This is a genomic window from Vibrio sp. 2132-1 (assembly GCF_033344315.1).
Genome location: NZ_JAWPON010000025.1, coordinates 1 through 25,479, shown reverse-complemented (window position 1 = coordinate 25,479; position 25,479 = coordinate 1). Strand labels below are relative to the sequence as shown.

The 25,479-nt window shown below is 45.1% G+C and carries 26 protein-coding genes and 1 riboswitch; of the genes, 19 read left to right on the top strand and 7 right to left on the bottom strand.

Going from position 1 to position 25,479, the window contains the following annotated elements:
- The first annotated feature begins 551 nt into the window (after nt 1-551).
- From R8N47_RS21420 to R8N47_RS21410, 3 genes are all read left to right on the top strand, one after another.
- Nucleotides 552-1,172, top strand: a complete 621-nt coding sequence (locus R8N47_RS21420; protein WP_005389670.1) for a lysoplasmalogenase — start codon at nt 552-554, stop codon at nt 1,170-1,172.
- 69 nt (nt 1,173-1,241) lie between these two features.
- Complete coding sequence (locus R8N47_RS21415; protein WP_005378711.1) at nt 1,242-1,463, top strand: YecH family metal-binding protein; 222 nt, start codon at nt 1,242-1,244, stop codon at nt 1,461-1,463.
- Nucleotides 1,464-1,569: 106 nt separating this feature from the next.
- A complete protein-coding gene (locus tag R8N47_RS21410) occupies nt 1,570-2,154 on the top strand; it encodes a YhgN family NAAT transporter (RefSeq protein WP_005389671.1) in 585 nt (194 codons plus the stop codon).
- 57 nt (nt 2,155-2,211) lie between these two features.
- Here R8N47_RS21410 and R8N47_RS21405 read toward each other — a convergent pair whose 3' ends face one another.
- Nucleotides 2,212-2,478, bottom strand: coding sequence for a DUF1145 domain-containing protein (locus R8N47_RS21405; RefSeq protein ID WP_005378704.1), 267 nt, complete (start codon nt 2,476-2,478; stop codon nt 2,212-2,214).
- A gap of 25 nt (nt 2,479-2,503) precedes the next feature.
- On the bottom strand, nt 2,504-3,103 hold the full coding sequence (rsmD, locus tag R8N47_RS21400; protein ID WP_064354406.1) for a 16S rRNA (guanine(966)-N(2))-methyltransferase RsmD: 600 nt from the start codon (nt 3,101-3,103) through the stop codon (nt 2,504-2,506).
- 230 nt (nt 3,104-3,333) lie between these two features.
- Here rsmD and ftsY point away from each other — a divergent pair, with 230 nt between their 5' ends.
- The 6 genes from ftsY (at nt 3,334) to glpG (ending at nt 8,899) form a co-directional block, all read left to right on the top strand.
- On the top strand, nt 3,334-4,554 hold the full coding sequence (ftsY, locus tag R8N47_RS21395; RefSeq protein ID WP_151514319.1) for a signal recognition particle-docking protein FtsY: 1,221 nt from the start codon (nt 3,334-3,336) through the stop codon (nt 4,552-4,554).
- Between the two features lie 22 nt (nt 4,555-4,576).
- Complete coding sequence (ftsE, locus tag R8N47_RS21390) at nt 4,577-5,251, top strand: cell division ATP-binding protein FtsE (RefSeq protein WP_005378697.1); 675 nt, start codon at nt 4,577-4,579, stop codon at nt 5,249-5,251.
- Nucleotides 5,241-6,209, top strand: a complete 969-nt coding sequence (gene ftsX, locus R8N47_RS21385) for a permease-like cell division protein FtsX (RefSeq protein ID WP_005378695.1) — start codon at nt 5,241-5,243, stop codon at nt 6,207-6,209. The genes ftsE and ftsX overlap by 11 nt, the downstream gene beginning before the upstream one ends.
- A 176-nt stretch (nt 6,210-6,385) precedes the next feature.
- Nucleotides 6,386-7,243 carry an RNA polymerase sigma factor RpoH gene (gene rpoH, locus R8N47_RS21380; protein WP_005378693.1) on the top strand — a complete coding sequence of 286 codons (858 nt, stop codon included), beginning with the start codon at nt 6,386-6,388 and terminating at the stop codon, nt 7,241-7,243.
- Between the two features lie 493 nt (nt 7,244-7,736).
- A complete protein-coding gene (gene glpE, locus R8N47_RS21375) occupies nt 7,737-8,057 on the top strand; it encodes a thiosulfate sulfurtransferase GlpE (RefSeq protein WP_005378691.1) in 321 nt (106 codons plus the stop codon).
- A complete protein-coding gene (gene glpG / locus R8N47_RS21370; RefSeq protein WP_047103977.1) occupies nt 8,057-8,899 on the top strand; it encodes a rhomboid family intramembrane serine protease GlpG in 843 nt (280 codons plus the stop codon). The genes glpE and glpG overlap by 1 nt, the downstream gene beginning before the upstream one ends.
- 62 nt (nt 8,900-8,961) lie before the next feature.
- Here glpG and R8N47_RS21365 read toward each other — a convergent pair whose 3' ends face one another.
- On the bottom strand, nt 8,962-9,372 hold the full coding sequence (locus R8N47_RS21365) for a flagellar basal body-associated protein FliL (protein ID WP_005378687.1): 411 nt from the start codon (nt 9,370-9,372) through the stop codon (nt 8,962-8,964).
- 161 nt (nt 9,373-9,533) lie between these two features.
- Here R8N47_RS21365 and R8N47_RS21360 point away from each other — a divergent pair, with 161 nt between their 5' ends.
- Together R8N47_RS21360 and ubiA are read left to right on the top strand one after the other, a co-directional pair.
- Entirely contained in the window at nt 9,534-10,073 is a 540-nt protein-coding gene (locus R8N47_RS21360; RefSeq protein WP_005378686.1) for a chorismate lyase, read from the top strand.
- Nucleotides 10,074-10,928, top strand: a complete 855-nt coding sequence (gene ubiA / locus R8N47_RS21355) for a 4-hydroxybenzoate octaprenyltransferase (protein ID WP_005378684.1) — start codon at nt 10,074-10,076, stop codon at nt 10,926-10,928. It begins immediately after the preceding gene.
- Nucleotides 10,929-10,992: 64 nt separating this feature from the next.
- Here ubiA and plsB read toward each other — a convergent pair whose 3' ends face one another.
- The gene (gene plsB, locus R8N47_RS21350) at nt 10,993-13,419 is read right to left on the bottom strand and encodes a glycerol-3-phosphate 1-O-acyltransferase PlsB (RefSeq protein ID WP_064354404.1); all 2,427 of its coding nucleotides are present in this window, start codon (nt 13,417-13,419) and stop codon (nt 10,993-10,995) included.
- A 368-nt stretch (nt 13,420-13,787) separates the two neighbouring features.
- On the opposite strand from plsB, the gene lexA reads away from it, so the two are divergent.
- From lexA to dinF, 3 genes are all read left to right on the top strand, one after another.
- Nucleotides 13,788-14,408: a transcriptional repressor LexA gene (lexA, locus tag R8N47_RS21345; RefSeq protein WP_005378682.1), complete on the top strand. Its 621-nt coding sequence runs from the start codon at nt 13,788-13,790 to the stop codon at nt 14,406-14,408.
- A gap of 194 nt (nt 14,409-14,602) precedes the next feature.
- Complete coding sequence (locus tag R8N47_RS21340) at nt 14,603-15,397, top strand: class I SAM-dependent methyltransferase (protein ID WP_005378679.1); 795 nt, start codon at nt 14,603-14,605, stop codon at nt 15,395-15,397.
- A gap of 55 nt (nt 15,398-15,452) precedes the next feature.
- The gene (gene dinF, locus R8N47_RS21335) at nt 15,453-16,802 is read left to right on the top strand and encodes an MATE family efflux transporter DinF (protein WP_064354403.1); all 1,350 of its coding nucleotides are present in this window, start codon (nt 15,453-15,455) and stop codon (nt 16,800-16,802) included.
- A gap of 57 nt (nt 16,803-16,859) precedes the next feature.
- On the opposite strand, the gene sthA is transcribed toward dinF, so the two are convergent.
- Nucleotides 16,860-18,290: a Si-specific NAD(P)(+) transhydrogenase gene (sthA, locus tag R8N47_RS21330; RefSeq protein ID WP_005389689.1), complete on the bottom strand. Its 1,431-nt coding sequence runs from the start codon at nt 18,288-18,290 to the stop codon at nt 16,860-16,862.
- Nucleotides 18,291-18,553: 263 nt separating this feature from the next.
- On the opposite strand from sthA, the gene fabR reads away from it, so the two are divergent.
- Together fabR and R8N47_RS21320 are read left to right on the top strand one after the other, a co-directional pair.
- Nucleotides 18,554-19,195 (top strand): HTH-type transcriptional repressor FabR, encoded by a 642-nt coding sequence (fabR, locus tag R8N47_RS21325; protein ID WP_005378632.1) that lies wholly within the window; start codon nt 18,554-18,556, stop codon nt 19,193-19,195.
- Nucleotides 19,195-19,560, top strand: coding sequence for a YijD family membrane protein (locus tag R8N47_RS21320; RefSeq protein WP_005378634.1), 366 nt, complete (start codon nt 19,195-19,197; stop codon nt 19,558-19,560). Before fabR ends, R8N47_RS21320 begins: the two co-directional genes overlap by 1 nt.
- A gap of 64 nt (nt 19,561-19,624) precedes the next feature.
- Here R8N47_RS21320 and trmA read toward each other — a convergent pair whose 3' ends face one another.
- Nucleotides 19,625-20,734: a tRNA (uridine(54)-C5)-methyltransferase TrmA gene (trmA, locus tag R8N47_RS21315; RefSeq protein ID WP_047104456.1), complete on the bottom strand. Its 1,110-nt coding sequence runs from the start codon at nt 20,732-20,734 to the stop codon at nt 19,625-19,627.
- 184 nt (nt 20,735-20,918) lie between these two features.
- Nucleotides 20,919-21,119: riboswitch (cobalamin riboswitch) on the top strand.
- A gap of 55 nt (nt 21,120-21,174) precedes the next feature.
- On the opposite strand from trmA, the gene btuB reads away from it, so the two are divergent.
- Genes btuB through murI form a run of 3 tightly spaced genes read left to right on the top strand, consistent with a single transcriptional unit; the run spans nt 21,175 to nt 24,597 of the window.
- Nucleotides 21,175-23,010, top strand: coding sequence for a TonB-dependent vitamin B12 receptor (btuB, locus tag R8N47_RS21310; RefSeq protein ID WP_005378674.1), 1,836 nt, complete (start codon nt 21,175-21,177; stop codon nt 23,008-23,010).
- A gap of 59 nt (nt 23,011-23,069) precedes the next feature.
- Nucleotides 23,070-23,762 carry an ATPase gene (locus R8N47_RS21305; protein WP_005378675.1) on the top strand — a complete coding sequence of 231 codons (693 nt, stop codon included), beginning with the start codon at nt 23,070-23,072 and terminating at the stop codon, nt 23,760-23,762.
- Nucleotides 23,763-23,793: 31 nt separating this feature from the next.
- Nucleotides 23,794-24,597 (top strand): glutamate racemase, encoded by an 804-nt coding sequence (murI, locus tag R8N47_RS21300; RefSeq protein ID WP_064354402.1) that lies wholly within the window; start codon nt 23,794-23,796, stop codon nt 24,595-24,597.
- On the opposite strand, the gene R8N47_RS21295 is transcribed toward murI, so the two are convergent.
- Nucleotides 24,560-25,015 carry an RNA-binding protein gene (locus R8N47_RS21295; RefSeq protein WP_064354401.1) on the bottom strand — a complete coding sequence of 152 codons (456 nt, stop codon included), beginning with the start codon at nt 25,013-25,015 and terminating at the stop codon, nt 24,560-24,562. The two genes, murI and R8N47_RS21295, sit on opposite strands and share 38 nt — an antisense overlap.
- Nucleotides 25,016-25,479 lie beyond the last annotated feature (464 nt).

Sequence of the window (25,479 nt, the reverse complement as noted above, 5' to 3'; positions counted from 1 at the left end):
AAAAGTGTTTAGTGATTTTATGGTTTATGAAGTCCGCACTTTTATCTGTTATTGAAATTATGGTTTTATTTATCATTGACTTACTTTTCTTGTCTGATGTTTTTTTTACTGAATTAAGGTCGGTTTTCTTAGTTTTTACCCCTAGTCATCAGTGGTTTCTCCTCTCTTAGAGCGCTACTAAGACTATTTTCTATTTTGTGTCTGTTATTTATTCTTGTTGCCTGCATTACATACATCCTGGTGGTTTAATCGTCAGTTTGTGAAATGGCGGCTTACCTGGAGCACTTATCTGTTTTTCAGTTAAATAGTTTTAGAAAGCGTTGGTTATTGTGTCGTGTGATTTGATGGGTTCGGCTGATGAGCAAAGCTTGGCCCCAATGTTTAGTGGCATCATTCAGGCTCATCGGCTTTATTATCTTTATTATTACGTAGGCTGAGGGTTACAAAATGTTTCGAATCGCTAGCGAGATCCAACTTTCGTAGATTGTGTCTTTACATCAAAACTGGTCTACCTAGACTAGCGGCGAGTTTAAGTAAAAGGTGTATACTGCATGTGGAGTTGGCTGGCGATAGGGCTATCAGGTGTGTATTCCGTGTTGGGAGCAAAGCAAGCTAACCCGACACAATCCCTCGTGTTTAAAATCTTTACTCTGCTACTTCTTCTTGTGTTGGTGTTAACTCAAGGTGCATCCGCAACATATACCTACTGGATTGCGGGTGGGCTTATTGTGTCTATGGTGGCAGATACGCTGCACTCGTTTAAAACTCGTAAGCTAATCTATTTTACGGCTTATCTGGTTGCCCAGGTATGCTACAGCAAGTCATTTTGGGTGCAGCTTAATGGTGAGATTGTCTGGTGGCTGTTGGCCCTGCTGCTTGCAGCGAGTATCGTGGCGTTCTTTTTGTTGCTGCCTCAACTCGACTCTCTGGTATTCCCTGTTGTGATCATGGGGATGATGCTGGTTCAACTTGCTTGGGCAGCAGGTGAAGTTTGGTTACAAGTGCCGAGTTACGCCAATGCTATCGGCTTTAGCGGAACCTTAGTTCTCATCTATTCGGCGCTGGCATACGCGATACACGGTTATCGAAAACCGATGAAACACGCCTATTTGTGGGTGAGTGGCAGTTACTTTTTTGCTCATGCCCTCATTGTTGCCTCAATCATTTACTAATTTAAGTCAAAGCAGCTCTTGAGGATTTCAGTAAACTGAACGCATTGTTCTTAATAACTGGAGTCAATAATGAGTGAAATCCATGCTCACGAGCTGCTAAACCTACTTAGAGAAACACCAATGGATCGCGAAGCCCTCACACAGCACTTTGGCGCTAGCGTTCGCTTTCACACCTGTAAACTGAATGATCTAGACTTAGATGCATTACTAGCATTTTTGCTCAAGCGCGACAAAATTCGTGAGCTTGAAGGTAAGTTTGTGGTCAATATGGCGCGAGTTTGCAATCACTAAACGGCGGCTAAGATCGAGGGTGAATATGGTGTTTTCGCCCTCAGTCATATACTCATGTTGTCAGTTTGCTATACACTGGCCGCCATTTTTGAGGTGAGGCCAGAATATGGACATTCTTTCTGCAGCGACCATGCTGTTTCTAATCATGGACCCTCTCGGTAACTTGCCGATTGTGTTGTCTATTCTCAAACATATCGATCCCAAGCGTCGTCGTAAGGTATTGATTCGTGAACTACTGTTTGCCTTACTGATTTTGATGCTGTTTCTGTTTGCAGGACAAAGCATCTTAAGTTTTTTGCATGTCCAGCCAGAAACGCTCAGCATTTCAGGTGGCATTATTCTCTTCATTATTGCGATTAAGATGATTTTCCCGAGTGCTGGCAGCATCACTGGACTGGCAGCAGGCGAGGAGCCCTTTATTGTTCCGATGGCCATTCCTATGATCGCGGGCCCTTCAGTGATTGCTGCCTTGCTTTTACTGTCTTCGCAACATCCAGAGAAAATGTTGGAAATGTCAGCATCAGTTGTAATTGCGTGGGGCGCAACATTTTTTATACTGATGTTTTATGGCTTCTTTAATCGCTTGTTGGGTGAACGTGGCTTGAAGGCGGTAGAACGCTTAATGGGCTTGTTACTGGTGATGATCTCCACTCAAATGTTCTTGGATGGTGTAAAAAGTTACATTGGGTGACGAACGAAACGCAGAAAAAAAGCCGCTCACAAGAGCGGCTTTTTCGTATCTTAGCGATTACATCATGTGTTTACGACGAATATCGAGTAGGGCAAAAATACCAAAAATCAGGATTGAATATTTTTCCCAACTGCTCATTTTTATTTTGTCGCCAAATGCACCAATGAAGATGGCCATTTGTAAACCGTGCATGATGAACAAAAAAGCGGTCATGATGTATAGCGCAATCGCGGCATTGCCGGGAAAGGGCATAAAAATATTTAGGATTAATACTAACCAAACAAAGGCGATAGCCGCTTTGGCCAGCATAATTAGTGCTTTCATTTAAGTATCCTTTTAAATCGAGGCGTTATGCGGAGGTACGTTCGTACAGACGATAGCTCACTTGGCCTGCTGTTTTTTCTCGATGTAATTGCCAGTTTTCTGGTAAGTCGGCAATATTGAGTTCTTTTTCTGTTTCAATATAAATCATCGCATCTTCCGCGAGCCAGCCATTTTGTTCTAGCAGAGCCACGGTCTCATCCAATAGACCTTTGTGAAACGGTGGGTCAATAAACACCACATGGTGAGCAGAACCCGGTTGCTTCAAAAAACTCAGTGCGTCGGTATTTACCACTTGGATGTTGTTCGCGTTAAGAGAGGCAACATTCTTTTGTAACTGTTGGAAAGCTTGTGGGTTTAGCTCAACCATGGTCACTTGCTCTGCTTGGCGCGAAGCTGACTCAAATCCCAAGCCGCCAGAGCCAGCAAACAAGTCGAGACATTTTGCCTGTGGTACATCTTGAGCTAACCAGTTAAACAGCGTTTCTTTGACGCGATCTGTCGTGGGGCGTAAGCCTTCAGCATCGTGTACAGGAAGTTTTCTGCCTCTCCATAAGCCACTAATAATGCGAACAAAGCCCGTTGTTGGCTTTTTTTGTGATGAGTTTTGCTGGCGACGTCTTACCATAGATTTTTTGACCGCTAATAAAGTGATACTATATCTAATCGCCCAAGCAATGAGCTTGGAGCTTGGATACAGCCCAGAATATTCAAGATGACAGAGTGTAACACTAATAAGATTAGAATTACCTAATCGGAAAGTTTTCAGAACTTTGTCATTAGCCTTTTTTAGACAGATAATAATCTTGTCAAAAAAGAGTCATTAATAGATAAAAGAACAATCTAGGATAGCCCCAGATGACGGAAAAAAAGAAGCGCGGATTACTTTCGTGGCTAGGTTTTGGTGACGAAGAACAAAGCCCAAAACCAAAAACTGAAGAAACAGTAAAAGAAGAAGCAGTGGAAGCGCCTTCTGAAGAGCAGCAAACAGAAGCGGTTGCTGAGCAAGCGGAAGCAACACCAGAACTTGAAGAAGAAGAGAAACAATCAGAGGCTGCCCCAGCAGAAGCAGAAGCAGAAGCAGAAGCAGAAGCAGAAGCAGAGGAGCCAGAAGTCGTATCGGCCGCGCCTCGTGTTCAAGAACAAGAAAAGCCAACAGAAAGCTTTTTTGCTCGTCTTAAACGCAGCCTAAGCCGAACAAAAGCAAATATTGGTGCTGGCTTCTTCGGTCTATTCAGCGGTAAGAAAATCGATGAAGACTTATTTGAAGAGTTAGAAGAGCAACTGCTTATTGCTGATGTGGGCATGAATACCACAACAAAAATCATCAACAACCTGACAGAAAAAGCCACACGTGGCGATCTGAAAGACGGCGAAGCCCTTTATGGTTTGTTGAAAGAAGAAATGGCTGAGATTCTTTCTAAAGTCGAACAGCCACTAGAAATCGATAGCAACAAAACGCCTTACGTCATCTTGATGGTGGGTGTAAATGGCGTGGGTAAAACCACGACCATCGGTAAGCTAGCGAAGCAGTTCCAAACTCAAGGCAAAAAAGTGATGCTTGCAGCGGGAGATACTTTCCGTGCCGCAGCGGTTGAGCAGCTACAAGTGTGGGGTGAACGTAATAATGTTCCTGTGATTGCTCAACATACTGGCGCAGACAGTGCCTCTGTTATCTATGATGCGATTGAAGCGGCAAAAGCACGTGGTGTGGATGTGGTGATTGCTGATACAGCAGGTCGTCTACAGAACAAAGCGAACCTAATGGAAGAGCTGCGTAAGATTGTACGTGTGATGAAGAAAATTGATGACTCTGCACCACATGAGATCATGCTAACGCTTGACGCAGGTACAGGACAAAATGCCATTAGCCAAGCGAAACTTTTCAGTGATGTTGCCCCTCTAACCGGGATTACTTTGACTAAGCTGGATGGTACAGCCAAGGGCGGCGTAATTTTCGCTATTGCTGATCAGTTCGGTATTCCAATTCGTTACATTGGTGTGGGTGAAGGTATCGAAGACTTGCGTCCATTTGAAACTCAAGAGTTTATTGACGCACTGTTTAGTCGTGAAGAATAAAAAGAGTTAGAGGAAATCAACGGTGATCAAATTTCAGCAAGTAAGCAAAGCTTACCGAGGTGGTCGACAAGCACTGCAAAAAGTCGATTTTCACCTGAGGCGCGGTGAAATGGCGTTTTTAGGTGGACATTCCGGGGCTGGTAAAAGTACCTTGCTGAAATTGATCTGCGCGATAGAGCGACCAACCGATGGCAAAATCCATTTTAATGGCCACGACATCACGCGTATTCCAGGCAAAGACATCCCTTTTTTGCGCCGCAATATTGGGATTGTTTTTCAAGATCATCGCCTATTGATGGATCGCAGTGTGTACGACAATGTCGCTCTGCCAATGCGTATCGAATCGATTTCTGAAAACGAAATCAAACGCCGTGTTTCTGCGGCGTTAGATAAAACGGGCTTACTCGATAAAGCTCGTTGTCTACCTAGTCAACTTTCTGGTGGTGAGCAACAGCGCGTCGGTATTGCCCGTGCTGTGGTTAATCGACCAACGTTGCTGGTGGCTGATGAGCCTACGGGTAACCTTGACCCAGAATTATCCAACCGTGTGTTGCGTCTATTCGAAGAATTTAACCGTGCGGGCGTGACTATCCTACTTGCCACGCACGATGTGGGGTTAGTAAACACTCGCCCACAGTATCGTCATTTTGAATTGAACCAAGGCTTCCTAAGTGAGGTAGAAGACTATGGCAGGTAACAAGCACTCCCAAAAGAAGGGGAAAGGCCGTAGTGCCAAGCGTGCGAATACCGATGGTTTTTTCTCTGTCCACGCAAAACAAGCTAAATCCTCTTTTAGCGCCTTATGGCAACGACCACTAGGCAACATTCTGACCCTAGCGGTCATCTCCATGGCACTTGCCATGCCAGCTTGTTTGTATCTATTGGGGAAAAACGTTGCGGGGGCAGCGGAAGATGTCGCTTCTCCTTCACAAGTTAGTGCTTACTTAGTTGAAGGCATGCCGGATGCGCGAGTGATGGTTCTCAAAGATCAAATTGAAACTTGGCCTTTGGTAAAAGAGGTAGAATATATTTCACCGCAACAAGGTCTATCTGATTTAAGCCAATATGCAGGGTTCGACCAAGCTATCAGTCTTTTAAGTGGCTATGCGCTACCTGGTGTGTTGGTGATTACGCCAGATTCGGAGCTAAAAAGTGATATTCAGTCATTAGCCAAAGACGTTCGAGAGCAACAAGATGTGACCGACGTGAGACTTGACGAAGACTGGCTGGCGCGTCTTGATGCCATCAAAACTCTCGCGAGTATTATTGTCATTACCCTGACAGTATTGATGCTCGGTGCGGTATTTTTAATCGTTGGCAATACATTGCGATTTAATGTGCTGGCGAATAAAGAAGAGATTCAAACCATGAAACTGATCGGTGCGACGGACAGTTTTATTCTGCGCCCTTACTTGTACACAGGTATGTGGTTTGGCGTGTTAGGTGCCACTATTGCGTGGTTGGTAACGGCTTTAGTGACCATTGTCATGAATAGTGCGGTGGAAGACCTTGCTGCGTTGTACGATAGCCAGTTCCGCCTGATTGGTCTAAGTTGGGATGAATCTTTGTTACTAATCATCATTGGGAGTCTTTTGGGATGTATTGCGGCGCGCTTTTCTGCGCAACGACATTTAAAAGAAATTGAACCAGTTTAAGTGATGGCGGTCTTATTACTTGGATTTCATTAGCACTAGCTAATTTTGAACCCTTGCTTAGACCAAATGTTTATGGATAATTGCTTCCCCTTCTTGAAACTTGTTCATTTTGAGTTCAAGATATCGAAGCTAAATTGCAATGTAATGCTCCAGATCAGAGATTGATGAGGAATTGAATGACAAAAGAAGCGTATCCGATGGCTCTAGTCACGCAAGATAGCCTTGATAGCTATATTCGCTCAGTAAACAGCTACCCAATGCTGACTGCAGACGAAGAGCGTGAGCTGGCAGAACGATTACACTATAAAGGTGAGATTGAGGCTGCAAAAGGTCTAATTCTTTCGCACTTACGATTCGTTGTTCACGTTGCTCGTGGTTACTCTGGCTACGGTTTGCCAATGGCGGATCTTGTGCAAGAGGGTAACATCGGTCTAATGAAAGCCGTTAAGCGTTTTAACCCAGAAGTAGGGGTTCGCTTGGTTTCTTTCGCTGTCCACTGGATCAAAGCAGAGATCCACGAATACGTGCTACGTAACTGGCGTATCGTGAAAATTGCGACCACTAAAGCGCAACGTAAATTGTTCTTCAACCTGCGTAAGTCGAAAAAGCGCTTGGGTTGGTTTAACAACGGTGAAGTAGAAACCGTTGCGCGCGAGTTAGGTGTTGAGCCTTCTGAAGTTCGCGAGATGGAATCACGCTTAGCGGCGGTGGATTCAACCTTTGATATGCCAACTGATGAAGACGACAGCTCAAACGCTTACACAGCGCCGATGCTATACCTAGAAGACAAATCGTCTGATGTGGCCGACAACATTGAAGCCGCCAACTGGGAAATGCATACCAACAATCGCTTGGGTCATGCATTAGCGAGTTTGGATGAGCGTAGTCAGCGCATCGTGCGTTCTCGTTGGTTAGATGATGAGAAAGCAACATTGCAAGACTTAGCTGATGAGTTCGGTGTTTCTGCCGAGCGTATTCGCCAGCTAGAAAAAAATGCAATGAAGAAACTAAAATTGGCTGTGGGTGAATTTTAATTTCCACTGCTAATTGAAAGTAAGATTTTCATAGAAAGCCGAGATCATGTGATCTCGGCTTTTTTATTGTCGATCGAAAATCGATAGCGTTTGCGATCCGGATTTTATGTGCTGCCTGTGTATAACTCTGTGAAGTAATTATTTATCAACTGTTCGAAACCCGGACAAAATAAGGGATTCAAGCACTTTTCGATCTGGGGATAGTTATAGATATACACACAGTTAGATCAGGATCATCACTACATATTGTGGATCAAAAGATCCAAATACACTTTATCAACGCAATTCACAGCTTTATCCACAAATGGTTGGAATGTGTACACTTTTGAAAAGCCTGATTATCCATGTGTCTAAGTTTGCCGTTGGATAGGTTACAATAGCGGCAGTATACCCAAGCAGCTTCAAATATGGATTTTATGCTGTACCACGGGTGCTGATTAGTACGTTAGGTTCGAGGTTGCTTGGGTATATTAATAAGACAATGAGAAAGTAAATGGATCAGTTTAAGCATATCGATGTACAAGGTGCGCAAGCGCTGCTCGAGCAGGGTGATGCGAAGCTTGTAGATATCCGTGACCCTCAATCGTTTGCCGTTGCGCATGCGGAGTCCGCGTATCACTTAACTAACGATACGATCGTTGCGTTTATGGATGAAGTGGAGTTCGAACAACCTATTCTAGTGATGTGTTACCACGGTATTAGTAGCCAAGGTGCGGCGCAATATTTGGTTAACCAAGGCTTTGAACAGGTGTACAGTGTAGATGGTGGCTTTGAAGCCTGGCATCGAGCAGAACTACCGATAGTGAGAAGTTAATGAAGAGATTGGTAACGTTAAATAATCCACGTATGGCGCAAGCCTTTATTGATTATATGGCCTCTCGCCAAATTGACATCGAAATGATGCCAGAAGGGGATGGGCAATTTGCGCTGTGGCTGACTGATAGCCAGCATGAAATAGAAGCGGAAGCCGAACTTAAGCTGTTCCTTGCTAACCCGTCTGATTCAAAATACAGCGCCGCCTCGTGGGACGTTGCCGATACTCGTAAGAGCACATTTCATTATTCCAGCCCGAGTATCATAAGCATGGTCAAAGCGAAAGCTGGCCCCATGACTTTGCTGATCATGACAGTCTGTATCATCATCTACTTGTTACAAATGTTTGGCTTTGGCAATGGCGTGTTTAAGTTGTTGCACTTCCCGGCTTTTGAGGGGCAACAATGGCAAGTGTGGCGATGGCTAAGTCATGCGTTACTGCACTTTTCAGTAACTCACATCGTGTTTAACTTACTATGGTGGTGGCAGTTGGGTGGCGACATCGAACGTCGTCTCGGTTCCGGTAAGCTATTGCAACTCTTTGTGGTGTCGGCAGCGTTTTCAGGGGCAGGCCAGTTCTATGTTGAAGGGGCTAACTTCGGCGGCTTGTCTGGCGTGGTCTATGCACTGCTTGGTTATTTGTGGATATTGGGTTACCGCTTGCCACATTTAGGCCTTACGCTACCCAAGCCAATCATCGTCTTTATGTTGGTATGGTTAGTTCTTGGTTTTGTGCAGCCATTTATGGCGATTGCAAACACCGCTCACTTAGTTGGGCTACTGTCGGGGATGGCGATTGCGCTGTTTGATTCAGGCAAGATGAAATACCAACAGCAAGCCTAAAGCAGATGAAATGAAAAGACCGCTCAAGAGCGGTCTTTTTTATGTTCAAAACGGATTTGGGTTTATTGATAAAGGTATTTTGTAAACAACAAATCGGCAATGATGGTTTTACCTGTTTCAGGCAAAAGCGTTTCGTTGAGGGTCGTCACTAAGGTTTTGCGCAGATCTTCTCGGCCAGACAGGGACTTAATCGTATCTTCTGTTTGCTTACCCAATAATTCAATCACTGCATCGCGAATCAAAGGTTGGTGATGCTCAACAACTGATAAATCTTGTTGACTCATTACCATGATGTCGATGCGCACTTGCACATAACCTAACTTTTTGCCTTTGGTGTAAAAGTTAGTAGTGAGGTCAGGCTCTAGGGTAAAGTATGCCAACTTAGGTCCAGCTTCTTCCGTTTCAGCCCAACTTGGTGCGGCGAATAGTATGGTTAACGCAAAAATAATTTGGGCTATATAACGTTTGTACATATTTCTAACTTTTCTTTCTCTGGATCGCGATATTCGAATCGCTTCAGTCTTGATACAATGGGCCGTCTATAACAAATAACGGAACTTACGGTTACATACATTACTATGGACGGTAAGTTGTTGCTTTATTGTACGCATAAAGCCTCCAATTGAATACTAGTATGAATCAGCCAACATCACTCTATCTTGCTTCTTTATTGGAAGTAGAGTGGCAAAACCCCGAAGAATTCGAATTTCCAAATGAATTTGCCAAGCATTGGCTTGAAGAGCAAGGGTCTTTGTCACGTCGTTTAAAACAGCACTGCCAAGCGTTAACGGTAGAATTGTTACAAAATCAGATCGTCACTGCAGCGACATTAAAACAGGACGAAAGCCAGTTATTGTCCGAACAAGATTGCTTACTGAGAGAGGTAATTTTGTGCGGTGACAATAATAACTGGGTTATTGGGCGGACATTGATTCCTCGTTCAACCTTAGTTGATCAGCAGTATGATTTGGCTCAACAAGGGGATATCCCATTAGGACTAACGGTGTTCAGCGCAGATAACGTTGAGCGGGACTCTTTGCAAATGGGATGGGTAGCCGTACCAGAAGGACGTTTGTTAGCGCGACGCTCAAGGTTGTGGATGAATCACAAACCGATGCTAGTCGCCGAGTTATTCTTATCTAATTCACCAGTTTACGCTAAGGAGACAGTGTAAATGTCCGCAGAAAAAGCCAAAGCATATTGGCAACTGATGCGCATGGATCGCCCGATTGGTTCACTGTTACTGATGTGGCCAACGATTTGGGCGCTAATTATCTCAGCCCAAGGGATGCCAAGTTGGGATGTATTCATCGTGTTTGTATTGGGGGTATTCCTAATGCGTAGTGCGGGGTGCGTGATTAATGATTTTGCAGATCGCAAAGTCGATGGCCATGTAAAGCGTACTAAGCAACGTCCACTGCCATCAGGGAAAGTGACAGCAAAAGAGGCGATTGGATTATTTTTGGTTTTGGGTATCAGCTCGTTTTTGTTAGTGCTGACCATGAACCCGCTGACGATTCAGCTATCCTTCGCTGGTATTGTGTTGGCGTTCATCTATCCATTTATGAAGCGTTACACTCATATTCCACAACTATTTCTAGGCTTGGCTTTTAGCTGGGCGATTCCAATGGCGTGGGCTGCACAAACTGGGGAATTACCATTGATTGTTTGGTTTTTGTTCCTCATTAACGCTTTGTGGACCATTGCGTACGACACTCAATATGCGATGGTAGACCGAGATGATGATCTAAAGATTGGCATTAAATCGACGGCAATTCTGTTTGGTCGTCATGACAAGCTTATTATTGGTGTGTTGCAACTGATTACACTCGCGATGTTGGTTTGGTTAGGGCAGTTCTACCAATTGGGACAAAGTTACTACTGGACCCTTTTGATTGCAGCGTCGTTGTTTGTTTATCAGCAGCACTTAATTCGTCACCGTGAGCGTGAGTTGTGCTTTAAGGCTTTCCTTAACAACAATTATGTTGGCATGGTGATAGCGATAGGGTTACTGGTCGCATTTTGGTAAGCGAAGAAATAGAAAAAGGCATCCGATTGGATGCCTTTTTTCTTATTGGAAGAAGGTAAAACGGTTACGACCGAAGTTGGTGAATACTCTCTTCGATCGTCAGTTTCACTTCTGGATAAAGCAGAGTGAACAGTAGCCATGCAAATTGCTGCGTTTTCTTCGTGTCACAGTTACCATCGTTATCGAGGTATTTTTGCTGTTTGAGCGTATTGAACATCGCGGTAAACACACCTTTATCGAAGAATTCTGGCGCATTAATACCGTGCAAACGCCCTAGGCGCTGAGCAATATCTTGGCTCTTCTGCTCTAGGTCCGATTTACCCAGCTCAGGGTAAGCAACAAGCAAGTTCATCGCGATAGAGTAGCGTTGCAGCGTTTCAGTTATCGTTCGACCTAACAGAACCAAAGGCTGGTTGTTCGATTGATTGATCTCTAGCTTATCACCATCAAGACTAATCATTTTCTGATCGGCAAATTCATGCAGTGTTTTAACGACCAATTCATCTAACTCGTCTTCTTGGTAACTTAAGAACAGCTCTTTCTTCAAGAATGGGTAGATTTGCGCGACATTCGCTTGAATCTTGGCTACCGAAAGGTTGCGCTGACGAATGAGCATTTGGGCAATTAATGACGGCAGAGCGAACAAGTGGATGATGTTGTTGCGATAGTAGGTCATCAGGATCGATTGGCTACGGTCCAGCGAAATGATGTCACCCATGCTATCGGTTTCAATCACGAACTTATCAAGCGAAATTGCATGATCGACCAACTCCTCAGCACTTTCGGTAGGGATAGTGGAGGTGCTTGAGTACGGGTTATTTTTGAGTAGCTTTAAGTAACACTCAATCTGATTGATCAGCGAGTCACGAGAAAGTGCACGTTGACGAGAAGCAAGCAGTGCGGTTGCACACAAGGTCAACGCGTTTGCCGCCGCCGCATCGTTGATGTGCGTCATCATCTTATTAGCAAGGTCGTTCACCACAGGATTCATCCATTGTGGTTTGTTACCACCCATGCTGTCGATGTCTTTCGTCCACTCAGGAGCATGCTCGTTCAAGTATTGGTTGAGCTGAATTGGCTCACCGAAGTTCACATAGCCCAAACCAAAGTTACGCAGTTTACGCAGAGTACGCAGTACAAGCCCTGCGTTTTCTTTCTCTTTGCGTTTGCCACGCAGCTCTTTCGCGTAAGTGCCCACTTCCATTACGTGCTCGTAGCCGATGTAGACCGGCACTAGCGTTACTGGGCGGTTTAAACCACGTAGCATTGCTTGGATGGTCATAGCCAGCATACCCGTTTTCGCTTGCAGTAAGCGACCTGTACGTGAACGACCACCCTCACTGAAGTACTCGACTGAATAGCCTTTGGCAAACAGCTCAGCTAGATACTCACGGAAAATGGTTGAGTACAGTTTGTTGCCTTTAAAACTACGACGAATAAAGAACGCCCCACCGCGACGGAAAAGAGGACCGGCCGGGAAGAAGTTCAAGTTAATGCCTGCCGCAATGTGCGGAGGCACCATGCCTTCATGGTATAAAACATAAGACAACAGCAGGTAGTCCATGTGACTACGGTGACACGGAACGTACACAATTTCGTGGCCGTCTTGCGCTAAACGACGCACAGTCGAGGCGTTATTGATGTGCAAACCTTGGTATAGTTTTGTCCATAACCAACTCAGGATGCGGTCGCCGTTTTTCACCAGACTATAGGAGAAGTCGGCGGCGATTTCATCCATGATGTCGTGGGCTTCTTTACGTGCCTTATCAATCGAGATGTTTTTGCTCTTGGCTTCGTCAGCAATCGCCAGTTCAATAGCTGGAGATTTTAGTAAACGAGCAAACAACACTTGGCGTTGTGGCAAGTTTGGGCCTGAAGCAGCCAGTTTCTGGCGTGAGAAGTGGATACGCGCCACGCGAGCCAGTTTGTGCGCAATTGCGCTGTCGGTACCGTGAGAGTCTGCCATATAACGCAGAGATACCACGGGACTAAAGCGAACTAAGCAGTCGCGTCCCGCCGCCATTACTGCTTTGGCTTTTTGCGGACCATTCATCGGTTGAAGGTAAGGCTTTTGGTTCTCTTCTTTACCTGGCTTACGACCCCAAAGCACGGTTGCAGGGATCATTTGAACATCCAACTCACTATCCAGCTTGTGCAGTTCCAGTAAGTCAGTGAACAGAGAGACAGAATCGGTTGGGACATCATTATCGTTGTTCATCACAGTTGGACGCGCAGCGATAAAGACGAAACGGTTCAGCGTTTTGCCATTGATTTCCAGCGGGCTGAGCGGGTCGGGTAGACCAAGGCTCATGGCTTGTTTTTGCAGTGTCAGCAAATCCACGTTCGAGCGGAACGGCAGGGCATATACAATCGGTTTAGTTAGGTCGATGTTCAGATCTTCAATCGGGTTCGACGGGATTGTGGTGCCCTTTACCAGTACCGATAAAGGTAGTTTTAGTAATGAACGTGAAAATGATTGTCCAGAAGACATAAAGTTCACAGCCTCAATAGGTATTCAAACAGGCCTAACCTTATTTCAGTTTCCGCGTTGCATGTCTTCTCTATAAAAAGAGATGAGTACGGCAATAGAAATAAGCCTAGGCGATAAAATTTAAGCGCTGCAAGGATACCAGAAACTGGTCAAACCTTTTAATTTTATTGGCTGTAAATTAGTCGAACCCCTAAGTTATTGCTTTGACTTGATTAACTGAAAAGTCGGTGTTTTAAACGAATAAAGAATGAACTTAATCGGTAAGCTGAAAGCTCTCCACAAATAAATTAAAAAACAACCAATTGGGTTTTCATTTGAGCATTTACTGGATATACTCACAGTTAACTGTATAAAAAGACAGGTGAGACATGAAGCCGTTAACGCCACGCCAACAACAAGTCTTCGATTTGATTAAAAGTAAAATCGATGACACCGGAATGCCACCAACTCGTGCAGAGATTGCGCGTGAGCTTGGCTTCCGCTCTGCGAATGCCGCAGAGGAACACCTAAAAGCGCTTGCTCGTAAGCAAGCAATTGAAATTATTCCAGGCGCTTCTCGTGGGATTCGTATCCTGCTTGAAGACGCAGCCAATGATGAGCAGGGTTTGCCATTGATTGGTCAAGTTGCAGCGGGTGAGCCAATTCTGGCTCAAGAGCACGTAGAGGCGCACTACCAAGTCGATCCTGCGATGTTCAAACCGCAAGCGGATTTCTTACTTCGTGTAAATGGCGAGAGTATGAAAGACATCGGGATTATGGATGGCGATCTGCTCGCGGTGCATAAAACCCAAGACGTGAGAGACGGTCAAGTTGTCGTTGCGCGTGTTGATGATGATGTGACTGTGAAGCGTTTGGAGCGCAAAGGCTCAACCATATTACTGCATGCTGAGAATGAAGAGTTTGCCCCAATCCAAGTGGACTTAACGTCTCAGCACCTTACGATTGAAGGCTTAGCCGTTGGTATTATTCGTAATACCGATTGGATGTAAGTGTATTTAAGCAGCCCAGTTGATCTGGGCTGTTTTGTCTTTTCTCTTCTTTTCTCTTTTTCTACTTCCTCCAAAAGCTTGCTCATCATCTTGACCTTGTTTGTTTTGGCCAATTTATAAGCTTGATAATGTAATTGATATTCATTATCATCTTTATTAATGTCTATGTTTTCTCTCTGGCGCAGGAAATGCCCATGTCTCAGTCTAAACATCAAGTTCCTAACCATCTATTGAAGCCACTGTTATTGCGTAGCCGTGAAAGCATGGTCGACAATGGCTTGGTGTACGATCCGATAGCAGCTAAAGCGTGTTTGAGCTGTAAGATGGCGCCGGATTGTTTGAGTGGTGATATTGCGCAGAAGCAATTGCTGCACGTGACGCTGACTCAGCTTTGTGACCAGCAGGTTAGTCACTTCTTACAGCAGTATCCCGATGCCTGGATAATCAATGTCGGAGCGGGGCTGGATACCCGCTTTTATCGTTTGGATAATGGACGCTGCCATTGGATAGAGCTGGATGTGACGGAAAATTTGGTATGGCGTCAGCGCTTGTTCCACAAAAATGAACGCTATGAACATCGCTGTGGCAGTGTGGATGAAATGTCGTGGCTAGAGACGTTAGCCATTCCAGAGCAAGCACCGGTACTCATTTTATGTGAAATGGCACTGCTCGATTGCACAGAGCGTCAAGTCGCGAAATTTATTCAAACCTTAGGTCGACATTTTGTTTCTGCTGAACTGTGTATGGTGCTGGCAGGAGATTTAACGGAAACCAAGTGGGGACAAAAGCTTGGCTCTGATCGTTATGCTCATGGCTTTGAAGCACCTGCAGCACAGATATTGCAATGGTTACCATGGGCACAATGGGTGAAAGCTTTCTCGCCATTCGATAGATTCTGTTCTCGTTGGAAAGCTTGGCAGCGTTGGCTTAATAAGATTCCAATGTTGAAGCATCGCCTCACGCCAGTCCTCGTTCACATCAAGTGGTAATTGGCTAGTCGTTAAGCGCTCAGGTACACTCGTCGATCTTACTGATGAGGTGCCTGTGACAAATTCAATCTTCTATCCTTTATCTAACCCAAAAGTTCATCGCCAAGTTTTAGCTTTAGCGATACCTATGGTGCTGTCGAATATTACTGTTCCATTGCTCGGTTTGGTTGATGCTGCGGTGATTGGTCATCTAGACCACGCTTGGTATTTGGGTGGTGTTGCGTTGGGCAGCACCATGATCAGCGTGACGTTTTGGCTGCTTGGTTTTTTGCGTATGTCGACTACTGGGTTGGCGGCGCAGTCCTATGGCGGTGAAGACCGAAAGCAACTTGCCTTGGTGTTTATGCAAGGCTCACTTATGGCGCTGCTGTTTGCGTTAGTCTTCCTTATTGCCCATAACCCGATTGCTGATTTGATCTTTGGCTGGAGTGACGCCAGCGCAGAGGTAAAACACTACGGCATGCAATATTTCTCTATCCGTGTGTGGAGTGCCCCCGCTGCGCTAATGAACTTTGTGTTGTTGGGGTGGCTGCTCGGGACGCAAAATTCCAAAGCACCAATGTGGATGGTGATCATCACCAACGTGACTAATATTGCCCTCGATTTGTTGTTTGTGATTGGTTTGGGGTGGAAAGTAGAAGGCGCTGCGCTGGCATCGGTGATTGCTGACTACTCAGGCATGGCGTTTGGCTTGATGTGTGTGTGGAAAACATGGCGATCGCGTCAGTTGCCATCACCTAAGAGCCTGCTAACCGATACTCAACATGGGCTAGGGCGGTTCGTAAAACTCAATCGCGATATCTTCTTACGCTCGCTATGTTTACAAGCTACGTTTAGCTTTATGACTTTCCAAGGTGCGAGCTTTGGTGATGATGTGGTTGCGGCTAATGCGGTATTGATGAGTTTCTTGATGATGATTTCCTATGGCATGGACGGATTTGCCTATGCCATCGAGGCCATGGTTGGCGAAGCGATTGGTGCCAAAGACCGAGCGCAACTCAGTGCTTCGTTGATTGGTACTTTCTTCTGGAGTCTGATCATCTGTTTAGGTTTGACTGCGGTATTTGGTTTGGCGGGATCGCACTTGATCGCCATGATCACTTCGATTGAAGCGGTGCAGCAGCAAGCAGCGGTGTATCTACCTTGGCTGGTGGTGATGCCACTTGCGTCGATGTGGTGCTTTCTATTGGATGGCATTTTTGTCGGTGCAACCAAAGGCAAAGACATGCGCAATAGTATGTTTGTCGCGACCAGCAGTTTCTTTGTTGTCTTTTACTTGTTCGCCGAGTGGGAAAATCACGCGCTGTGGTTTGCAATGACGAGCTTTATGTTGATGCGGGGTATTGGTTTAGGGGTTATCTTTCTCTACCAATGGCACAAGGATACCTTCCTCGCACAATGTTGATATAAAAACAGCAGGTCCAAGCCTGCTGTTTTTCTGTCTGCTATCAAGAAGCATAGATTAGAACAAGCGGTTCAAACCATTCAACGCAGCGACACGATACGCTTCGGCCATTGTTGGATAGTTGAAGGTGGTATTGACGAAATACTCGATGGTATTCGCTGAGCCTTTTTGCTCCATAATGGCTTGACCGATGTGGATAATTTCCGCGGCACGTTCGCCAAAACAGTGAATCCCTAAAATTTCTTTGGTTTCACGATGGAACAATATCTTCAAGCTACCGATGTCTTTCCCTGCGATCTGTGCACGAGCTAGATGCTTGAACGAAGAGCGTCCTACTTCATACGGTACTTTCGCAGCTGTTAGCTCTTGCTCGGTTTTACCCACAGAGCTAATCTCTGGGATGGTGTAGATACCCGTTGGAATATCATCAATCAGATAGTTTTCTGCCTGACCTTTCGTAATGGCTTGTGCGACAAATCGCCCTTGGTCATAAGCGGCGCTTGCAAGGCTAGGGTAACCGATGACATCGCCTACAGCGTAAATGTGCTCAATATCGGTTTGGTAGTTACGGTTTACTTTTAGTTGTCCGCGAGAGTCCGCTTCCAGACCCACAGCACCCAAATTCAACTTATCGGTGTTACCTGTTCGACCATTCGCATACAACAAGCAGTCCGCCTTCATCTTCTTGCCAGATTGTAGGTGAATAATCACGCCATCTTCTGTGCCTTCGATTTTTTCATAGGTCTCATCATTACGAATTACTACACCGCTGTTCCAGAAGTGGTAAGACAGCGCATCTGACACTTCGTTATCCAAAAACTCCAACAAGCGGTCGCGGGTATTGATAAGGTCGGTTTTCACTCCAAGGCCGCGGAAGATAGAAGCGTATTCACAACCGATAACGCCCGCACCGTAAATGATGATATGGCGAGGGTCGTGTTTCAGGCTCAAAATGGAATCACTGTCGTAGATGCGCTCATGCAAGAAATCTACGTCGTTAGGCTGATACGGGCGAGAACCCGTCGCGATGACAAACTTATCCGCAGAATAGATTTCTTCTGTACCGTCGCTTTGCATCACTGCAATTGAGTAGTTATCGATAAATCGCGCGGTTCCGAACAAAAGTGTGCATGAGTTACGGTCATAAAAGCCCTGACGAAGTCGAGTTTGCTTATCAATGACCGATTTAGCATGACCTAAAATGTCAGAAAATGTTGCATGAACGCTGGTGTTGTTTCGACAAAATAGCGGGTTGCTATTAAATTCGATGATGCGGCTAACGGCATGACGCAGTGCTTTTGATGGAATGGTACCCCAGTGAGTACAACCGCCGCCGACACTGCTTTCTTTCTCGACAATGGCAACATTCAGTCCCGCTTTGGTTAATCCCATTGCAGCCCCTTCTCCGCCAGGGCCACTACCGATTACGATCACGTCATAGTGATTAACATGCGCCATGATGCCTTCCTTGTTATATTTGCTTAACATTGCTTTAGCGCGATTTTAACTCATTTACTCTATTGGTACACGTAATGCCTGTTAGAGAGTGGAAGTGATCACGCAGAATCGACCAAAAGGGTGATTTGGTATGTTGTATGTCTATAAATTGCATCGAGAACATTGCAATTAGATGCATGCCAATAGTAACGTTCTCGGCGCTCAGAGCGAGCGAAGCAACATATCTTTCTCCGTAGGAGCAAATTGCGTTATATTGAGGCTCTTGTACCCTACAGAAAAAGAGCAAGTTAAGAATGAAATCGATGGGAATCCGCGCACAGCAAAAAGAGAAGACACGTCGATCATTGATCGATGCGGCATTTAGTCAGTTAAGTGCGGATCGCAGCTTTTCCAGCCTTAGCTTGCGAGAAGTCGCCCGAGAGGCAGGGATTGCACCGACTTCTTTTTACCGTCACTTCAAAGATATGGATGAGCTAGGCTTAACCATGGTCGATGAAGGCGGTTTGCTACTACGTCAACTGATGCGTCAGGCGCGTCAACGTATTGTGAAAGAAGGTAGCGTAATTCGTACCTCGGTCGAAACCTTTATGGAATTCATTGAAAGTAGTCCGAACGTTTTTCGTTTGTTGTTGCGTGAGCGCTCCGGCACTTCTGCTGAATTTCGTACCGCTGTTGCTCGAGAAATCCAGCATTTTGCGGCAGAATTAACCGAGTATTTAATGAGCACCGGCGTGACCAGAGAAGAGGCGTATACTCAAGCAGAAGCGTCTGTGACTTTGGTTTTCAGTTCGGGGGCTGAAGCTTTAGATTTAGATCGACGTGAGCGCGATGAACTCGCCGAGCGATTGATCATGCAATTGCGAATGATAGCCAAAGGGGCCTATTGGTATCGCAAAGAACGTGAACGTAACCGATTAAAAGGCGGGATAGAATAATGTCGAATGGAAATAAATCTGAAAAGAAAACGCTGATTTTGGCACTGGTTGCAGGTATGTGTGGTGATGCTTTGTTGTCATGGTTGACCATGAGTGAAGTGTCTTTTTCAATCTTCCCATTGATTGCACTCGTACTGGCTGTACAAGCTCTTTACCAAGAGTACCTAAATAATCCGGTATCAGAAGATATCCCATTAGTTGGCTTGGCGTGCTTCTTCGTAGGTGCGTTTGGTCACTCTGCGTTTATTAAAGCGCAATACCCAGAAGCAGGCTCAAACTTCTTTGCGATCATGGTTTCAATGATCTTACTCGCATGGATTGGTAAGAAGCTAGGTTTTGTCAGTAAGAAGACTTCTGCGGAATAAGCAAACGAATCAAATAAAAAAAGCGAGCCATTGAGCTCGCTTTTTTTGTATTTGACGCCGTGGGTTACATTTTGCGTTCCAATAGCACGCCCGCTTCCATATGGTGGGTATAAGGGAATTGGTCAAACAGAGCAAAACGCGTCACGTTGTGTGTTTCGCATAGAATGTCCAAGTTCTCTTTTAGAGTTTCAGGGTTACAAGAGATGTACATGATGCGCTCGTAACCTTGCACCATTTTACAAGTATCGACATCCATCCCAGCACGTGGTGGATCGACAAAAATCGTGTTGCAGTTGTAGCTCTTCAGATCCACACCTGCATCTTGTAGACGACGGAATTCACGCTTACCTTCGATCGCTTGAGTAAATTCCTCTGCTGATAGACGTAAGATTTGTACGTTATCAATCTTATTGGCAGCGATGTTGTACTGTGCAGATACCACAGATGGCTTCGCTAGCTCAGTTGCCAGTACGCGGTCGAAATTCTGTGCCAACGCCAGCGAGAAGTTACCGTTACCACAGTAAAGTTCTAGTAGGTCACCAGTGCTTTCTTGGGTACAGTCGACAGCCCATTCCAACATCTTCTCTGCGACTTTGCCGTTCGGCTGAGTGAAGCTGTTCTCTACTTGTTGGTAGATGTAGCTTTGACCATTTACATCGAGCTTCTCGATCACGTAGTCGCGGTCTAGGACAATCTTCATCTTACGAGCACGACCAATGATGTTTAGATTGAAGCCTTCATCATTTAAACGCTGTTTAAGGGCTTTCGCGTTTTCAATCCACTCTTCATCAAGTTGGCGATGGTAAAGGAGTGAAACCAGAATCTCACCACTTAGTGTCGATAGGAAATCCACCTGGAACAGTTTACGACGTAGTGAGTCGTTGTCTTTCATCGCTTCAACCAATAGCGGCATCAGGTCGTTGATCAGACGGCTTGCAGCAGGAAATTGGTCAACACGGTATTTCTCACGAGTTTCTTGGTTGAACATGATGTAGTAAAGATCTTCGCCTTCATGCCAAACACGGAACTCAGCACGCATGCGGTAGTGCTGCTCTGGTGATTCAAACACTTCCAGTTCTGGCATGTTGTATGGCGCGAACATATCCGTGAGACGTTCGACTTTTTCTGCCAGTTGTTCTTGGTAGCGTTGTGGGTTTACATCAAGAGTAGCCATGATCTTACCTTTTATGGTGCATTCAATTTAAGAGCGCAGATTTTATTCAATCTCAATAGGATGTCCAGTTTTGTACTGGAATTGATTTAAAGATAGTGCGTACAGGCAGAGTAGAAAGCAAAATCAATCAAAACGTTACAACTTCTAAGGGCAATATTGGCTGGACAAATAATCAATAGCTGAATAATATTTGCCTCAAGTTGGTGCTATCTAGCAATCTAGATGGCTGAAATGGGAATCTGGTGTAAATCCAGAACTGACGCGCAGCGGTAAAAGAGAACGAACGCTCATCAGACACTGCATTAGTTTATGTGGGAAGTCGAGCAAGTAGGCGGTACACCCGTGCTCTTGAGTCCGAATACCTGCCAACAACTGAGCCACAGCACTGGACTGTCATGACGACAGGGCTCGGAAGGAATTACGCGATTTAGGACAATACAATGAGAAAATCCGCACTGGCGATCACTTTGGCATCGCTGCTTTCACCTGTCTCTTATCTACAGGCCCAGGAAACCTCCACTGACGAAACCATCGTTGTTACGGCAAACCGTTTTGAGCAAGCCGAAAGCCGTACGTTGGCAGATGTCGAAGTAGTTACTCGACAAGACATCGATCGCATTCAAGCGAAAACCCTACCAGATGTATTGCGTCGCCTTACCGGAATTCAAGTTTCACAAAATGGTGGTCGTGGTCAGTTAGCGTCTTTATTTGTTCGTGGAACCAGTTCCGACCAAGTTTTAGTACTGGTTGATGGCGTACGTTTTGCACGAGCAGCGAAGGGCGCTGTGGACTTTAACCAAATCCCACTTACTTACGTTCAACGTATTGAGTACGTGCGTGGTGCGCGTGCGTCACTTTACGGCTCAGAAGCGATTGGTGGCGTGATCAATATCATCACCATTGCGCGTGCTGACGAAGAAGGAACGAAGTTAAGTGCGGGTTTAGGTAGTTTAGATTATCAAGAATTGAGTGTGGCATCTGGTATTAAAGTCACAGAGAGCGGCCAGCTAAATATCGCGCTTGGTAGTGAAAGTGATGATGGTTATAACGTTCGTCCTGTACCGGGAGTTAATGACGGTGATCGCCATGGCTTTGATACAAAGAATGGTCTGCTAGGTTACGTGCATAACTTCAATGACCAGTGGTCTGCATTTGGTAACCTACGTGCTTACGAAAATGTTTATCAATATGACAGCAGCTACGGTAGTCGCGGTTACTACGAAGCAGAAAAAGACGATCTTTCTGTCACTCTGGGCGGTAAGTATCAGTCTGATAATGTGATGTCAGAACTACAAGTAACAGCACAGAAACAGAAGTCTTGGAACTATGAGCAAGCAAAAGGCAAACACTCAGGTACTGAAGATGAACTTGAGCAGCAAAATGTCCAGTGGACCAACAGTTACTTGCTAAACAACAATACGACGTTGGCTGGTGGTATTGATTGGCGCAACGAGTCTTATAAAGACAAGAGTGCGAATAAAACGTTTGATCGTACCAATGGCGCTCTGTTTGGTATGGCAACCACTAGTATTGATAAAGCAATGCTCGAGGGCAGTGCTCGCCTTGATGATAATGAAGAATACGGTAGTGAGTTCACTTACAGTTTAGCGGCTGGTTACCAGTTTGTACCAGAGTTTGGGGTTAAAGCCTCTTTTGGTACTGCGTTTAAGGCTCCAAACCTATATCAGCAGTATGACCCGACATACGGTGAGAAAGATCTGAAGCCGGAAGAGTCAGATGCTTGGGAGCTAGCATTCAGCGGTGATGTCCAAGGCGTTTTTTGGTCCGTCACGGGTTATGACTATAAAATCACGAATCTTATCGATTACCATCCAACCACGTACAAATATTTGAATGTCGATGGTGAAACACATATCCAAGGTGTGGAGCTTGTTGCTGAGTTTGATACAGGGATTGTGCAGCACCAGTTGAGTGCAGATTACAAAGATGCTGAAGACGATAAAGGGCATCAGTTGCAGCGTCGCGCTAAAGAAATGTATAAGTGGAATGCTTTAGTGAGCTTCGATAAAGTGGACTGGTCGGTTAGCTATCAGTACGTCGGTAAGCGTCCAGATGTGGATTACAGCACTTGGCCTTCACAAGATATCACGCTTTCTTCTTACTCGTTGGTTGATACGGCAGTGACTTACTATCCGAATGAGTCGACCTCTATTAGCGCTCGTATCGATAATCTACTTGATGAAGAGTATGAGATGGCAAAAGGTTACCCCGCTGCAGAGCGAGCGTACTATATCAACGTTGGCTACGAATTCTAATCGTGAATGAGCACAAACCGCCTTCGGGCGGTTTTTAATATTTTGTGGTGGAAAATCGAATGAAGAAACCCAAGCGAGTGGTGATCAGTTGGTCCAGTGGTAAAGATTCGACATTAACGCTTGAGCGCCTTAACGAGAATCCAAATTATCAAGTTGTCGGTTTGTACACGACTTACGTAGGGAAAGAAGTCCCTTTCCAAGCAACTCCGCTTGAAGTCGTACAAATGCAAGCAGACTTACTTGCGCTTCCGCTCATTACTATCGAGCTACCTGAAATCTTTCCAAGTAACGACATTTATCAATCGACCATCGTTAATGCATTACAAAGTAGTGGTCTGAACATAGAAGCTGTCGCATTTGGTGATATGTTTTGTAATGGCATTGCCGATTACCGACGCAGCTATATTGAACCTGTTGGCTGGGAATGCGTCTTTCCTCTATTAGGGGAGAGCAGCGAAAAACTAGCGATGGAAATCATAGAGCGTGGTATTCAAACTATGTTAATCACCATCGACGGAAGAGTTCTCCCTCCAGAATGGTGTGGTCGCTGGTATGACAAAGCCCTAATAGAGTCATTACCAAGTCAAATTGATCCCTGTGGGGAAAATGGTGAATTTCACACATTGGTCACGTCTTCGCCATCTTTTCAAGGACATATCGAGTTGACGAAGCGAGATGTAGAATCTGGAGATAGATTCAGCCATCAAAGATACCATGCTAAAGCATTGCCAAAACAAATCTACGCAGTATGATCGCAACGTTTCTGTTCTTTAGGTAAGACTCGTGCGAGTAGCAAGTAAGAAAAAAGTCCTAGTTTTTGACTCTGGTGTTGGTGGTCTTTCTGTATTCCAAGAGATACATCGCCTATTGCCCCAGCTAGACTACTTATACTTATTCGATAATCAGGCTTACCCTTATGGTGAACTCGATCAGGCTGTACTCGTTTCACGAGTTAACCAACTGGTCTCTTCTTTAGTCGAAGAACACCAAGTCGACATTGTCGTCATTGCTTGCAACACGGCGAGCACCATAGTGCTTCCTTCCTTACGCGAAAATTTATCGATTCCCGTTGTTGGTGTTGTCCCTGCGATTAAACCCGCATCGCTTTTAGCATCAAAAGGGGTAGGGCTGATCGCCACTCCGGCGACAGTAACACGCCAATATACTCACGAGTTAATACGAGACTTTGCGCAAGGCAAACCAGTTGAGCTGTTGGGATCAACTCGCTTGGTGGATATGGCCGAAGAGAAGTTGCGAGGCAACAGCGTTTCTCTAGACGAACTGACAAAAATCCTGCTTCCGCTTCGCGATAAAGTAGACGTTGCGGTGCTCGGTTGTACTCACTTCCCTTTAATCAAAGAGGAAATTCATCAAGCTTTGGGTGGGGACGTTACTTTAATTGATTCGGGTGCAGCCATTGCACGTCGAGTAAAAGCATTACTATTAAGTGATGAAATTGAGGATACGGAAGAGGGAAGTAAGTCGATTTATGCCAGTGCAACTCCTTGGCAGGAAGATGCACTGAACATTTGTTTAAAGAAGCTAGGTTTTAATCCTGTTCTGGTTTACCACCATCCGGGTGTTTAGGATCGTTCGCAATTCTAACTTTTAGCGTTCTTTCCATATATTCCTTTTCATTAAGTTTAGCGATAGCTGGCTTGGCATCTGCCGCAGCCATCACGACAAAACCAAACCCTCTTCTTTTTCCAGTGCGCTTATCTTTCATTAAGCGTACTGCATAGACCTGTCCATATTCAGCAAACAAATCGCGAACGTGACTCTCATTGGCCTTATAAGGAAGGTTGCCGACATACAGAGTTTTAGTCGATGGATCCGAGTCCGTTGATTGAATAGAAGGTGTCTGGCTAGAAAATGAAAATAAAAAAGCAGTAGCGATAACACCAATGAGAAAACTCAAGGCTGGTGGGATGGTGACTTGAGAGAAGACGATTCCCCCAACGACGGCCAGCCCAACACATAAAATCAGATTTTTTTTAGACGTCATTTTAATTACTACACATAGTGATAAAGAGATCGATTGTCCATTAACAGAATAGACACATGAATCTTACGTATATGGTTGGTGTTTTTCCAACCAATTGCTGTGATATGTCTCAAATGTGACGAAGAAATATGCAAATATCACGCTTTTGGCTAACTAATGACCTGTTGAAAGTTTTTTTGCAAAAAACGCTTGTACTAATTTCTCAACTCCCTATACTGCGCATCCACCGACACGGAGTGAGACGAAAGTCACACAGCGAGTCGGAATTGAGAGAAAAGAAATTTGAAAAAAATGCTTGACTCTCTCACGGTGTGAAGTAAGATACGCACCCCTAACGGCGAGCAACTAAGTTGCTGAAAATGTTAGAAAAGCTCTTTAAAAATAAGAACCTATCAATCTGTGTGGGCACTCGTTGATGATAATCCAATTCGATACCTCGGTATCAAATTAGGTTTCAATGAAAC